This is a genomic window from Actinomadura geliboluensis, from assembly GCF_043197915.1.
In the GTDB taxonomy this organism is placed as follows: Bacteria; Actinomycetota; Actinomycetes; order Streptosporangiales; family Streptosporangiaceae; genus Spirillospora; species Spirillospora geliboluensis.
Window position 1 is genome coordinate 329625 of record NZ_JBICUA010000004.1, and the last position, 14144, is coordinate 343768.

The window sequence follows — 14144 nt, forward strand, 5'->3', positions numbered from 1 at the left end:
GCGGGGCCGCGGAGGCCGCCGCCGGTCACGCTCGCACCTGGACTTTAGCCCAGCTCAGGGCCTGCTTTTACCACATCGGGCAACGACGTGCCGGGCCGGTCTGGCGCCCACGGCCGCGTCCGGCCGGAAACGGGGCGTGACCGGGTCAGACCCGCATCGGCGGGCGGCGGACCGGCTGGTCGCCGGCGCCCCCGTCGTCCGCGACCGGCTTCTTGCGGCCCGGCTTGCGGAGCATCAGCACGACGCCGGCGACCGCGACCAGCAGCGTCACCCCGAGGGTGATCCACGCGGCGTCGAACAGCGCCAGCCCGACCAGCCCGGAGGCCAGCAGCCCGACCCAGAAGTACATGATCAGCACGGCCCGGCGGGTGGAGTGGCCGAGCTGCAGCAGCCGGTGGTGCAGGTGCTGCTTGTCCGGGGAGAACGGCGACCGGCCCTGGCTGGTGCGCCGCAGCACCGCGAGCAGCATGTCCATGAACGGGACCGCGGCCACCGCCGGGATCAGCAGCACCGGGACGAAGAACGGGAACAGCCCGTTGGCGAGGACGGCCGGGTCGAACTGCCCGGTCAGCATGATCGTGGACGCGCTGAGCAGCAGCCCGATCAGCATCGAGCCGGTGTCGCCCATGAAGATCTTGGCGGGGCTGAAGTTGTGCGGCAGGAACCCCGCGCACATCCCGAACAGGACCGCGGCGATGAGCGTCGCGCCGGTCAGCGTGGTCAGCCCGTTGGACTTCGACAGCAGGTAGGCGTAGGAGAACAGGGCCAGCGCGGCGATCCCGACGACGCCCGCGGCGAGGCCGTCCAGGCCGTCGATGAAGTTCACCGCGTTGATCGTGGCGACCACGACGAAGACGGTCAGCGGCACCCCGTAGGCGGGCGGCAGCGACAGCGACTCGCCGGTCGGCAGCGGGATCACGTAGATCTGGATGCCCTGCATGATGAAGATCCCGGCGGCCGCGACCTGCCCGGCGAACTTGGTGAGCGCGTCCACCTCCCACCGGTCGTCGGCGATGCCGATCAGCACGATCAGCCCGCCCGACAGCAGCAGCGCCTTCGCCACGCTGATGTCGCCGTCCGAGAGGACCTTGCGCATCTCCGGCAGCCCGGTCGCCACCACCAGCGCCGACACCATGCCGCCGAACATCGCCAGGCCGCCGAGCCGGGGCGTCGGGATCACGTGCACGTCGCGGTCGCGCGGGACGGCCTGCGCCCCGAACCAGACGGCGAACCTGCGCACCGAAGGGGTCAGCAGGTAGGCGACGAGGGCGGCGACAAGGATCGTGAGCAGGTATTCCCGCACTCGCCTGCGCCCCCTTCACCGATCGCCGCCGCCGTGGTACCCCGTCCGGCGCGCCCCATCCACGTGACCCATCCACATGAACCGTCCGCATGGGCGCGTCCACATGGCCCGTACGGCCCGTCGTCTCCGTTAGACGAACGATCCGGCGGATGTGTTCGCGCCGCGACCGACCAACTGTAGACCCACCCGGCCGCCGTCCGCTGCCGATCGGCCCGCGCGAGTCAGCGCGGGCGAACGGCCTCCCGCACCCCCCGGATCGGGCGGAGGCGGTGCGCGCAGAGTATCCCTGTTCCGACGATCATCAGCGCGAGCCCGCCGAGGCAGGTGTTCCCCAGCGAGAACGCCCACAACCCGCGGCCCGCGACCTCCTCTCCCGCGTCGGCCGCGACGGCCAGCAGCCCGGCCGCGACCAGCGCCGCGCCGGCCCGCCGGCGCGGCACCGGGAAGCGCGGGAGCAGCGCCACCGCGCCGAGGGCCAGGGCGAGCACGGCGGTGCCGGGCCAGCCGCCGACCCAGCGCGGCGGGACGCTGCGCGGCGGCGGCACGGCGATCGCGTGCTTGGGCAGCCGGACCCGGATCAGCATGCCCTCGTGCGGGGCGAGCCCGTTCTGGATGAAGTCGACGGCGTACGGCCCGTCGCGGTCGCGCAGGCAGCGGGTCGACGCGCCCGGCGCGCCCGCCCGGCAGCCCACGCGCCGCAGCGGCACCGGCGCCTCGACGCGCACCGCCGCGTTCCCGATCGGGACGTCCCAGTCCGTCCCGATCGCGTCCCACTCCAGCTCGTCGTGGCCGGGGCGCGGGGTGAACGCCCACCGGACCTCGTACTCCAGCACGTACGCCTGGCGCCCGCGGACCTCGCGGTTGCGGTCCCCGACGCTGATCCGCACGTCCCGCAGGAACCGCGTCATCCGGACGCGGGACGGCGCGCCGGTCGAGGAGCTCGTGCGCACGTTCCGCACGTCGAAGACCCGGTCGCCGCGGCGGAACGGCACATGCCGGACGATCCCGTGCTCGCTCCGGTCGAAGTCGTAGGTGATCGTCTCCCGGACGTACAGGACGCCGTCGGCCCCGATCCGCAGCACCACGTCGTAGGTCGGGATGCGCTCCCCGGCGGCGGCCCCCCGCGCGGCGCCGGCGGGAGCGGGCAGCATCAGCACGATGATCGGCAGCAGGAGCCCCGCGAAGATCACGCGCCCCCGGACACGGCCACGCACGTCAGGCATGGTTCCACGGGCGGTCATGATCGTGTCGGTGCATCGGCGAGGGCGTACCGGGAGGGGAGCGGCCGGTCACTGCTAAGTTATCGCTCGCTAACCCCCGAACTGAGCCTGGAGGGACCTATGCGGCGAATCGCTGCAGTAGCCCTGACCGCCGGCACCCTGATGGCCGGCATGGCCGCCGTGGGCGCCCCCGCCGAGGCGGCCGCCGCCACGAGCTGGAAGCCCATCAACTCCTACGGCAACATCGACGCCTGGGGCACCTACACCCGGAGCGGCGGGAAGACCTACGTCAAGGGCTACCTCCGCGACACCAAGAAGAACGGCTGGACCGCCTGCGTGCGGTTCCTGTTCACCGAGGGCAACAAGAAGTACTGGTCGCGCTTCAAGATCATCGGCGTGACGTCCAGCGGCGCGAAGTACAACTACGACGGCAAGGCGACCGTCAAGATCAGCGTCAGCTCCAGCTACAGCAGCCACCTGTGGGTGCAGGAGTGCGGCCGGAACAAGAAGACCGGCAAGTACTACTACGGCAAGGGCAAGAAGCTCTTCTGAGCCGTTGACTCAGCCTGACGACACAGGCCCCGCCCGGCCCGGCGGGGCCTTTGCGCTTTCCCGGGACTTTGCAATGCGCGGATTCACGGGCTGCGCGGCGTCCCGGGCCGGACGGGCCGCAGCCGACGATCAAGAATCGGCCGGACGCGTCGCCCGTCAGCATGTCCTGGCTGGTGATGCGGGCCACCGGCTGACACACCGACCGCAGCGTTCACCTAGCGGCGGCGGATATCTCCACCAGTTTCATTAGCCCATCGCGGGGCGTGGATCGAGCCGGGGAATCGTTGTTCTCTTCGCGCCCCAACGCAAAGCGCGCGCAACTCCCGGACTTCTTTCAGACCGCCTTCGGAGGCTCTTTCATACCGTGCTCCTGAGCGCGCGAGGACGGCTCTTCGTTCCACTGCGTCCACGCTCATCCACAGGACACCCGGCTCCGGCGTGCCCCGCACCACGGGCCCGGACAGCCGGTAGGGCGGCCGTTTTCGGCCACGAAACATGCGAAGAGGCGCACGGCAGGGCCGGGGGGCGGCCGTCCGAGGTCAGTCGTTCTTGGCGGCGTCCGGGTCGTTCTTCGTCAGGGACGGCTTGGCGGCGGGCTCGGCCGGGGCGGCGGGGGCCTCAGTGGTGTCCGCAGGGGCCTCAGCGGGCTCGTCCTGCGCCTCGGGGGCCTTCTCCTTGGTGAGGGAGAGCTTGGCCTGCTCGGGCTCGGAGGCGGCCGTTACGGACTCGTCCACCTCGTCCGCGTGGCCCGCCTCGTCCTGCTCGGGCTCGTCGTCGTCGGTGAGGAGGACGCCGACCACGGCGCGAATCTTGTCGACGGGCACGGCGCCGGCGCGCAGCAGGCGCGGGACGGGTCCGGTCAGGTCGAGGATCGTGGACGGGTCGGCATGCCCCGACACACCGCCGTCCAGGTAGACCGAGATGGAGTCGCCGAGCATCTTCTCGGCCTCGTCGATGTTGCGGGCCGCGGGCTGGCCGCTCAGGTTCGCGCTGCTCACGGCCAGCGGGCCGGTCTCCTTCAGCAACTCCACCGCCAGCTCGTGCATCGGCATCCGGACGGCGACGGTGCCCTTGGTCTCGCCGAGGTCCCACATCAGGTTCGGGTTCGCGCGGCACACCAGCGTCAGCGCGCCCGGCCAGAACTCGTCGATGAGGTCCTGCCCGTAGACGCCGAGGTCGTCCACCAGGGCGGTCGCGGCCCGCACCGAGCCGACCAGGACGGGCGGGGGCATCTCCCGGCCGCGGCCCTTCGCCTCCAGCAGCTTGGTCACCGCGGGCGCCACGAACGCGTCCGCGCCCACCCCGTACACGGTGTCGGTCGGCAGGACGATCAGCTCGCCGCGCCGGACGGCCGACACGGCCTCGGCGATCCCGCGCGTGCGCTCCATCGGCTCTGAGCAGTCATAACGTCGGCTCACGATCGCCCGTCTTCCCATCTCGCGCGGCGCTCATCGGATTGGCACCGCCCAGGATAGCGGGGGCTCACACCCGCGAGCCGTGGCTAGTCGGTCGCGAGGCGGGCGGTGACGAAGCGGTCCCGGTTGGTGAGGTCGCGGCGGTTGCGGACGTCCCGCCAGCCGTTCTCCTCGGCGAACACCCAGTAGACCGCGTTGCCCTGCAGGTCGCTGTGCTCGACCGCGACGTGGCCGCCGGGGCGCAGCAGCCGGCGGGCGGTGCGCTCGACCACCCGGATCGCGTCCAGGCCGTCGTCGCCGCCGCCCCACAGCGCGTCCGCCGGGTCGTGGTCGCGGACGTCCGGCGGGACGTACTCCCACTCGCTCATCGGGATGTACGGGGGGTTGCTGACGACCAGGTCGACGGTGCCGTCCAGCTCGGGCAGCGCCGTGGCGAAGTCGTCCAGGTGGAGCCGGACGCGGCCCCGCTCGTCCAGCTCCTCGATGTTGCGGGTGGCGTGCACGAACGCGGTCGGGTCCTTCTCCACCGCGTGCACGCGCGCGCGAGGCGCCTCCAGCGCGATCGACAGCGCGATCGCGGCCGAGCCGGTGCCGAGGTCGACGACGAGGGGGTCGCGGACGTCCATGTCGCGGAGCGTCTCCAGCGCCCAGCCGACCATCACCTCGGTCTCCGGGCGCGGGACGAACACCCCGGGCCCGACCTTCAGCTCCAGGTAGCGGAAGTAGGCGCGGCCGGTGATGTGCTGCAGCGGCTCCCCGGCCTCGCGGCGCGCGACGAACTCCCAGAAGCGGGCGTCGAACGCGCTGTCGGGGACGCCGTGCAGCTCCGAGCGCCGCACCTGGTGCACGGCCGCCGCGAGCTCCTCGGCGTCGGCGCGGGGCGAGGCCGCGCCCGCGTCGGCGAGGCGGGCGGTGGCCCTGGCGATCTCGTCGAGCAGCAGGTTCATGACTCCGTCTTTCGAGGGGGGACGACCCCCCGCGCCCGTGTTCTTCGAGGGGGGACGACCCCCCACGCCCCCCGGTTCGCTGCGCTCATGGCCGCTGTCCTTCGAGGGGGGACGACCCCCCGCACCCCCCGGTTCGCTGCGCTCATGATTTCTGGGCTTCGGCCAGCCGGCGTTCCATGTCGGCGTCGACCAGCGCCTGCGTGACGTTGTGGAGGTCCCCGTCCAGCACCTGGTCGAGGTTGTAGGCCTTGTAGCCGACGCGGTGGTCGGAGATCCGGTTCTCGGGGTAGTTGTAGGTGCGCACCCGCTCGGAGCGGTCGACGGTGCGGACCTGGCTCTTGCGCTCGGCCGCCGCCGCGGCGTCGGCCTCCTCCTGCGCCATCGCCAGCAGCCGCGACCGCAGGATGCGCAGCGCCTGCTCCTTGTTCTGGAGCTGGCTCTTCTCGTTCTGGCAGGAGACGACGACGCCGGTCGGCAGGTGCGTGATGCGGACGGCGGAGTCGGTCGTGTTGACGCTCTGCCCGCCCGGACCGGACGACCGGTACACGTCGATGCGCAGGTCGTTCGGGTCGATCTGGACGTCGACGTCCTCGGCCTCGGGGGTCACCAGGACGCCGACCGCGCTGGTGTGGATGCGGCCCTGCGACTCGGTCGCGGGCACCCGCTGCACGCGGTGCACCCCGCCCTCGTACTTCAGCCGCGTCCAGACGCCCTCTTCGGCATTGCCCTTGGCCTTCACCGCGACGGTGACGTCCTTGTAGCCGCCGAGGTCGGACGGGTGCGAGTCGATGATCTCGGTCTTCCAGCCGATGCGCTCGGCGTACCGCAGGTACATGCGCAGCAGGTCGCCGGCGAACAGCGCGGACTCCTCGCCGCCCTCCCCGGCCTTCACCTGCAGGATGACGTCCTTGGAGTCGCTCGGGTCGCGCGGGACGAGCAGCCTGCGCAGCCGCTCCTCCAGGTCTTCGCGGCGCTTGTCGAGGTCGTCGGCCTCGGCGGCGAACGCCGGGTCCTCACCGGCGAGTTCGCGGGCGGTGGCCAGGTCGTCCTGCGTGGCCGCCAGCTCGCGCCGGGTCTCGACGATCGGCCGCAGCTCCGCGTACCGCTTGCCGAGCTTGCGCGCCAGCGCCTGGTCGGCATGGACGGACGGGTCGGCGAGCCGTTCCTCGATGCCCGCGTATTCGCTGATCAGATCGTCGAGATTCACGCTGTGTCCTGACCCGTTCCGGCCGGCCCGGCCGCCGCGGCCGACCCGGCCCGGAGACGGCGGCCGTCCCCGGTTGCCGACTTCGAAAGGCCCGGGGACCGCGAGTGTCCCCGGGCCGTTCCTGGTATGTGTGCGGCGCTCGCCCTACTTGCCGGCCTTCTTCTTGCCGAAGCGCTGCTCGAAGCGCGCCACCCGGCCACCGGTGTCGAGGATCTTCTGCTTGCCCGTGTAGAACGGGTGGCAGTTCGAGCAGACGTCCGCGTGGATCACGCCGTTCTCGGCGGTGCTGCGGGTCTCGAAGGTGTTGCCGCACGTACACGTCACGGTCGTGACGACGTAGTTCGGGTGGATGTCGGGCTTCATCGGTTCTCCTCGCCTCGGGCGGTCGCCGGGCGCCCGTCATGCTCGCATGGCCGGGCCATGGGAGATGTGAGGGGCGTGAACCGGTACCGCAGCGGTTGCACCTCAAGTGTGCCAGATACCCGAACGTGGCGAGGTCACCGGGCATTCCCGATCTTGGACGGGCGGCGCCGGCCGGTCACCCGGCGGCGCCGTCTCGTCACCCCCGCGGCACGGCCCGGGTCACCCTGCGGCGCGTCCCAGATAGGCCAGGACCGCCATCACCCTGCGGTGGCCGCCCTGCGCGGGCTGGAGGCCCAGCTTCATGAAGATGTTGGAGATGTGCTTCTCCACGGCGCCCTCGGTGACGACGAGGTCTGCGGCGATCGCCCCGTTGGAGCGCCCCTGCGCCATCAGGCCGAGCACCTCCCGCTCGCGCGGCGTCAGCGACTCCAGCGGGTCGTCGTTGCGGCGCCGGCCGAGCAGCTGGCCGATCACCTCCGGGTCGATCACCGTCCCGCCTGCCGCGATGCGGCGCACCGCGTCGATGAACTCGGCGACGTCCGCGACCCGCTCCTTCAGCAGGTAGCCGACGCCCTCGGCGCCGCCGCCGATCAGGTCCGTCGCGTACCGCTCCTCCACGTACTGCGACAGGACGAGGATCGGCGTGCCCGGCCGCCTCTCTCGGACGGCGAGCGCCGCGCGCAGCCCCTCGTCGGTGAACGACGGCGGCATCCGGACGTCCACGATGGCGAGGTCGGGGGCGTGCTCCTCGACGATGCCGAGCAGGCCCGGTCCGTCCCCGACGGTCGCCGCCGTCTCGATCCCGGCGTCGCCGAGCAGCCGGACGAGCCCTTCCCGCAACAGCACCGAATCCTCGGCGATCACTACCCGCATCGCCCCATTATCGTGCCCGCGGCCCGGCCCGCCGATGCGCGGGCCGAGCCAGGAGCCGGCGGTCGCCGGGGCGGCCGTCACCAGGTGCAGGGGAGGTCCGCGCGGATGATCGTGGGGCCGCCGGGCGGGCTGTCCACGATGAGCATCCCGTCGATCGTCGCGGCCCGGTCGGCGAGCCCGGCGAGGCCGCCGCCGCGCCTGGCGGTCGCGCCGCCCACCCCGTTGTCGATCACCTCGACGACGACCCAGCGGTCCTCGCGGGCGACCCGGACCGACACCTGCGTCGCGCGGGCGTACTTCGCGACGTTCGCCAGCGACTCGGCGACGATGAAGTAGGCGATGCTCTCGACCGCCGCCGGCGGGCGCTCCGGCAGGTCGACGCTCACCTGGACGGGTACCGGGGCGCGGCCCGCGAGGCCCGACAGCGCCGGGTCCAGGCCGCGGTCGGTGAGGATCGCCGGGTAGATGCCGCGGGCCAGGTCGCGCAGCTCGGTGATGGCCTCCTTGGTGCCGGCGTGCGCCTGCTCGATCAGCGCCCGCGCGCCCTCCGGGTCGTCGTCGAGCTTGGCGCGGGCGCGGCCGATGTCCATCGCGACGGCCAGCAGCCGCTGCTGCGCGCCGTCGTGCAGGTCGCGCTCGATGCGGCGCCGCTCGAACTCGGCGGCGTCCACCCCGCGGGCGCGGCTGGCCTGGAGGTGCTCGGTGCGCCTGCGCAGCTCCACGTTCTCGGCCTGCGCGGGGCTCGGGCCGAGCAGCAGCGCGGCGAACACCGTGTGGCCGATCGCGAGCGCCCGCGTCACGTACATCGCCAGGGTGAGGAACACCAGCCCGACGACCATCACCGGGAGGGCCTCCAGCGGGTTGCCCGCCCAGTACGAGACGAACCCGAGGTTGATCTCGGCGCCGTCGTCCACCGCCACGATCAGCGGCAGGCCCAGCGTCGTCGCCGTCGCGCCCCACACCGCCGCGGACACGACGAGCTCCACCAGCGTGACCGGGAACAGGAGGCCGAGGTAGAGGAGGTCCTTCCAGGTGGACGGGTCCGCCGCCATGCCCTTGAGCCGGGCGAACGGGTTGCGGCTCTCGGGCGGCCGCCGGTACGGGTCCGGGACGCGGACGCCGAACGCCGCCCGGACGAGCCGGCGCTCCAGCATCGCGCCGAACCGCCACGCGACCATCAGCAGCGCCAGCAGCGGCACCCCGACCCAGATGATCAGCAGCCCGAGGGACAGCGCCAGCCCGACGACGAGCGTGACGAACCAGGCGAGCCCGAACGCCATGCTGACGCCCAGGTAGAGCGCGGAGCGCCAGGTCACCGACGACCGCGCCATCGCGAGCGGCGCCCAGGAGCCGTTCAGGACGGACGGGGCGTCCCCGCCGCCGCGCGTCGCCGCGGCCCACCGTGTCGCGGCCCATCCGACGGCGCCGCCGCCGGGGTCTCTGCTCAGCTCGCCCACATCGTCCTCCGTGCCCGTTCCCAACCTACGATCCCAGCGTGCCGGGGCGGGGCCGCCGCGACCATGACGTGGACCGGCGGATGGGGGGTGGGGCTAACCCCACCACGCCGCCGTGCCCGCGTCGCGGACGGACGTGGAACGCCCCCGCCCGGTGACCCGGACGGGGGCGTTCCACTCGTGCTCAGACCCGGATTCGGGCCGCGCCCGGCGCGATCAGCGGTCGCGCCCGGCGCGCGTGATCAGCGGTCGTCGGAGACCGTGGTCTTCTGCACCTGGAGCAGGAACTCGGCGTTGGACTTGGTCTCCTTCATCTTCTCGATGAGGAGCTCCAGCGCCTGCTGCGTGTCGAGCGCGTGCAGCACCCGGCGCAGCTGCCAGACGACCCGCAGCTCCTCCGGAGCCATGAGGATCTCCTCCTTGCGGGTGGACGACTGGTCGACGTCCACCGCCGGGAAGATCCGCTTGTCGGCCAGGCTCCGGTTGAGCTTCAGCTCCATGTTGCCGGTGCCCTTGAACTCCTCGAAGATGACCTCGTCCATGCGGGACCCGGTCTCCACCAGCGCGGTGGCGAGGATCGTCAGCGAGCCGCCGTTCTCGATGTTGCGCGCCGCACCGAAGAACCGCTTCGGCGGGTAGAGCGCGGTCGAGTCGACACCACCGGACAGGATCCGGCCGGACGCCGGCGCCGCCAGGTTGTAGGCCCGGCCGAGGCGGGTGATCGAGTCGAGCAGCACGACGACGTCGTGGCCGAGCTCGACGAGCCGCTTGGCGCGCTCGATCGCCAGCTCCGCGACCGTGGTGTGGTCCTCGGCGGGACGGTCGAAGGTCGAGTGGATGACCTCGCCCTTCACCGTCCGCTGCATGTCGGTGACCTCTTCCGGACGCTCGTCCACCAGGACGACCATCAGGTGGCACTCCGGGTTGTTCTTGGTGATCGCGTTCGCGATCGCCTGGAGCACCATGGTCTTGCCGGCCTTCGGCGGCGACACGATCAGCCCGCGCTGGCCCTTGCCGATCGGCGACACCAGGTCGATGATCCGCGTGGTCAGGATGCCGGGGTCGGACTCCAGCCGCAGCCGCTCCTGCGGGTACAGCGGGGTCAGCTTGGAGAAGTCGACGCGGCCCTTGGCCTGCTCCGGCTCCATCCCGTTGACGGTGTCGAGGCGGACCAGCGCGTTGAACTTCTCGCGCCGCTCGCCCTCGCGCGCCTGCCGGACGGCGCCGGTGATGACGTCGCCCTTGCGGAGGCCGTTCTTGCGGACCTGCGCCAGCGACACGTACACGTCGTTCGGGCCGGGCAGGTAGCCGGTCGTCCGGACGAAGGCGTAGTTGTCGAGGATGTCGAGGATGCCCGCGACCGGGATGAGGACGTCGTCCTCGGTGATCACCGGCTCCTCGTAGCGCTCGCGGCCGCGGCCGCGGTTGCGCTCGCGGAACCGGCGCCCGCGCCGGCCCCGGCCGCTGCCGTCGTCATCGTCGTGCTGGCCGCCGCCCTGGTTCTGGCCGCCGCGCTGCCGGCCGCCGCCCTGGTCGCCGCGGTCGCCCCGGTCACCGCGCTCGCCCCGGTCACCGCGCTCGCCGCGCTCGCCCCGGTCGCGGCCCTCGCCGCGCTCCCGGCCGCCGCGCTGCCGCTGGCGTCCGCCGCCCTCGCGGCCGTCGCGGCCCTGGTCACGCCCGCCGTCGCGGCCGCCGCCCTGGGACTCGCCGTCCTCGGCGCCCTGGTCGCGGCCCTGCTCGCGGTGCTGCCGCTCGCCGCGTCCCTCGCCGGCCCCCCGGTCCTGCCGCTCACCGCGCTGGCGGCCGCCCTGCCGGTCCGCCCGCTCGGCCTTCTCCGGCTTGTCGGCGCCCTTGTCGGCGGCGTCGCCCGGCTGGTCGGCCGGCTTGCCGGACTGCTTGTCGGCGGCCTTGTCGGCCGCCTTCTCGGTCTGCTTGCCGGACGGGGCCTGCTCGGTCGCGGGCGCGGCGTCGGAGATCGTGACCTGGTCGTCGGAGACCTCGCGCTTGGCGGCCGCGGTGCGGGTCCGCCGGGGGCGCTCGGTCTTCGCCGGGGCAGCGGCTCCCTGCTCGCCCCCCGCCGAGCCCTGCTCCCCGCCGCCCTGCTTCTCCTGGATGGCGGCGATGAGCTGGCTCTTGCGCATCCCGGTCACACCGGTGATGCCGAGGCTGGACGCGAGCGCCTTGAGCTCGGGCAGCACCATGGCCGACAGGCCGGTGCCCGAGCGGCGGCGCCGGGGGGTGGCGGACTCCGCGGCGGCCGGAGCGGCGTCGGCCACGGTTCCCGTGCTTGATGCGTCCGTAAGGAGTTCGCTGGATTCGCTCACTAAGGGTCCTTCCCAGGGAGCGGGCGTTGGCCGGCGTTCGGCCAGTCGACCCGGTGGTGCGGCCCGGCGGGGGCGCCGGGACGGGCTCCGCTGATCACGATGGAACCGGGATCTGCGTGTTCTGGGCACAGCCAGATGGTGGACGGGACGTTCCGCTCGTGCGTGTCCCCGGTACCGCCACGTCCTGAGTTGTTGCGCTGGAATGCCTGACAACGGGATATCACGGTGTCGGGGAGCCTGGTACGCGGGACCGAAACGACCGGAGGGTCGAACAGGCGACGCGCGGCTGACGAGCACGCTGCCCCGAACGGGGCATCTGGTGCGGCATTCAGCCTAACATCACCAGGGCACACAGCTATTCCCCAGAGGTCGATGTCTTCGCATTTTACCTAGCGGGATCGTGCCGGAACCTGCACCGGCCGGAGCGCCGCGAAGGCCCCGCCCCCGACGCCGCGATCAGGCCCGGACCTCGTGTTCTCCGGTCATGACGCGAGCGCCGCGGGTCGCGACGTCCAACGGGTGTATGTGCCAGCCTTTACCCACTTCGGGGACTACTGAATCAACTCGTGATGCGTTTGTGAAGGCCAGGACAGTCGGACCGGCCCCGGAAATCACCGCCGGGACGCCCGCGTCCCGCAACGTCTTGACCAGTGCGGCGGACTCCGGCATGGCGGGCGCGCGGTAGTCCTGGTGGAGCCGGTCCTCGGTCGCGTCCAGCAGGACGTCCTCGGCCATTCCCGCGGTGAGCGCCGCGACCAGCAGCGCGGCCCGGCCGGCGTTCGCCGCCGCGTCGCCGTGCGGGACGGCCTCCGGCAGCAGCCCGCGGGCCCGCTCGGTCGCCAGCCGCTGCTCGGGGACGATCGCGACGACCTCGGTGACCTGCGATTCCAGCCGGACCAGCCGCGGGCCGGCCGGCGTCGTCCAGGCGACGGTCAGGCCGCCCGCGAGGCACGGCGCGACGTTGTCGGGATGCCCCTCGATCTCGGTGGCGAGCCGCAGCGCGGCGTCGTCGTCGAGCAGCGCCCCCGCCGGGTGCAGCGCGCGGGCCGCGACGATCGCCGCCACGATCGCGGCGGACGACGAGCCGAGCCCCCGGCTGTGCGGGATCGCGTTGCGGCAGCGCAGCCGGACCCCCGGCGGCCGGGACGGGCCGGATCCGGCCAGGTCATCGAGGACGTCGAGGGTGCGGCGCAGCACCTTCACGATGAGGTGCCGCTCGCCGCGGTCGGCGACCTCCGCGCCCTCGCCGTCCACCTCGATGGCCACCCCGCCGCCGGTCAGCTCGACCTCGACCTCGTCGTGCAGGGCGAGCGCGAGGCCGAGCGAGTCGAAGCCGGGGCCCAGGTTCGCGCTGGTCGCGGGCGTCCGCACCAGCACCGGGCCTTCCGTCCAGCCCACTTAGGTGAGGCCGAGTTCGGAGGCGGCGGAGTGCGCGTCCACCTTGATGGTGGTCGGCGCGGGGGCGCCGGAGATGGCCCAGTCGGGGTCCTTGAGGCCGTTGCCGGTGACCGTGCAGACGACCTTCGCGCCCGGGGCGACGACGCCCTGCTCGCTCGCCTGCAGCAGGCCCGCGACGCTCGCTGCGGAGGCGGGCTCCACGAAGACGCCCTCCTCCCGGGCGAGCAGCCGGTACGCGGCGAGGATCTGCCGGTCGGTGACCGAGTCGATCGCGCCGCCCGACTCGTCGCGCGCGGCGACGGCCAGGTCCCAGGAGGCGGGGTTGCCGATCCGGATCGCGGTCGCGATCGTCTGCGGCTTCAGGACGGGCTCGCCCTTCACGAACGGCGCCGCCCCGCTGGCCTGGAAGCCCAGCATGCGCGGCGTCTTCGACGCCTCCCCGTCGGCGGCGTACTCCCGGTAGCCCATCCAGTACGCGGAGATGTTGCCCGCGTTGCCGACGGGCAGGCAGTGCACGTCGGGGGCGTCGCCGAGCGCGTCCACGATCTCGAACGCCGCCGTCTTCTGGCCCTGCAGCCGGTACTTGTTGACCGAGTTGACCAGCGCCACCGGGTAGTCGACCGACAGCTTGCGCGCCAGTTCGAGGCAGTCGTCGAAGTTGCCGTCCACCTGCAGGAGCCGCGCGCCGTGCACCAGCGCCTGCGCCAGCTTGCCCATCGCGATCTTGCCCTGCGGGACGAGGACCGCGCAGGTCATCCCGGCCCGCACCGCGTACGCGGCGGCGGACGCCGAGGTGTTGCCGGTGGACGCGCAGATCACCGCCTTGGCGCCGTCCTCGGCGGCCTTGCTGATCGCCATCGTCATGCCGCGGTCCTTGAACGAACCGGTCGGGTTGGCGCCCTCGACCTTGAGGAACACCTCGCAGCCGGTCAGCTGGGACAGCCGGTGCGCGGGCACCAGCGGGGTGCCGCCCTCCAGCAGCGTCACGACCGGGGTCCGGTCCGACACCGGCAGCCGGTCGCGGTACTCCTCGATAAGGCCACGCCACGCGCGGGCGTTCGGGTTCACGTCGGTCTCCTGAATGACCT

The 14144-nt window shown here is 72.7% G+C and carries 12 protein-coding genes; 1 reads left to right on the plus strand and 11 read right to left on the minus strand.

The window, feature by feature from the left end; all coding sequences use genetic code 11:
• Positions 1-145 precede the first annotated feature (145 nt).
• The gene (locus tag ACGFI1_RS15925) at positions 146-1303 is read right to left on the minus strand and encodes an MraY family glycosyltransferase (protein ID WP_138632465.1); all 1158 of its coding nucleotides are present in this window, start codon (positions 1301-1303) and stop codon (positions 146-148) included.
• A 221-nt stretch (positions 1304-1524) separates the two neighbouring features.
• Entirely contained in the window at positions 1525-2517 is a 993-nt protein-coding gene (locus ACGFI1_RS15930; protein ID WP_386874680.1) for a DUF2207 domain-containing protein, read from the minus strand.
• A gap of 126 nt (positions 2518-2643) precedes the next feature.
• Between ACGFI1_RS15930 and ACGFI1_RS15935 the strand changes: the two genes are divergently transcribed.
• A complete protein-coding gene (locus ACGFI1_RS15935; RefSeq protein WP_386874679.1) occupies positions 2644-3075 on the plus strand; it encodes a hypothetical protein in 432 nt (143 codons plus the stop codon).
• A 539-nt stretch (positions 3076-3614) separates the two neighbouring features.
• Here ACGFI1_RS15935 and ACGFI1_RS15940 read toward each other — a convergent pair.
• From ACGFI1_RS15940 to thrC, 9 genes are all read right to left on the minus strand, one after another.
• A complete protein-coding gene (locus ACGFI1_RS15940; protein WP_392785911.1) occupies positions 3615-4463 on the minus strand; it encodes an L-threonylcarbamoyladenylate synthase in 849 nt (282 codons plus the stop codon).
• 113 nt (positions 4464-4576) lie between these two features.
• Positions 4577-5437, minus strand: coding sequence for a peptide chain release factor N(5)-glutamine methyltransferase (gene prmC / locus ACGFI1_RS15945; protein WP_392736550.1), 861 nt, complete (start codon positions 5435-5437; stop codon positions 4577-4579).
• A 142-nt stretch (positions 5438-5579) separates the two neighbouring features.
• On the minus strand, positions 5580-6644 hold the full coding sequence (gene prfA / locus ACGFI1_RS15950) for a peptide chain release factor 1 (protein WP_138632450.1): 1065 nt from the start codon (positions 6642-6644) through the stop codon (positions 5580-5582).
• A 144-nt stretch (positions 6645-6788) separates the two neighbouring features.
• Entirely contained in the window at positions 6789-7007 is a 219-nt protein-coding gene (gene rpmE, locus ACGFI1_RS15955; protein ID WP_021598595.1) for a 50S ribosomal protein L31, read from the minus strand.
• Positions 7008-7226: 219 nt separating this feature from the next.
• Positions 7227-7880 carry a response regulator transcription factor gene (locus ACGFI1_RS15960; RefSeq protein WP_138632625.1) on the minus strand — a complete coding sequence of 218 codons (654 nt, stop codon included), beginning with the start codon at positions 7878-7880 and terminating at the stop codon, positions 7227-7229.
• 77 nt (positions 7881-7957) lie between these two features.
• Positions 7958-9361 (minus strand): sensor histidine kinase, encoded by a 1404-nt coding sequence (locus ACGFI1_RS15965; RefSeq protein WP_386874677.1) that lies wholly within the window; start codon positions 9359-9361, stop codon positions 7958-7960.
• 215 nt (positions 9362-9576) lie between these two features.
• Positions 9577-11658 carry a transcription termination factor Rho gene (gene rho, locus ACGFI1_RS15970; RefSeq protein WP_392736545.1) on the minus strand — a complete coding sequence of 694 codons (2082 nt, stop codon included), beginning with the start codon at positions 11656-11658 and terminating at the stop codon, positions 9577-9579.
• A 456-nt stretch (positions 11659-12114) separates the two neighbouring features.
• Complete coding sequence (gene thrB / locus ACGFI1_RS15975; RefSeq protein ID WP_392785913.1) at positions 12115-13056, minus strand: homoserine kinase; 942 nt, start codon at positions 13054-13056, stop codon at positions 12115-12117.
• Positions 13057-14124, minus strand: a complete 1068-nt coding sequence (thrC, locus tag ACGFI1_RS15980; protein WP_138635945.1) for a threonine synthase — start codon at positions 14122-14124, stop codon at positions 13057-13059. It lies immediately after the preceding gene.
• Positions 14125-14144: the final 20 nt, after the last annotated feature.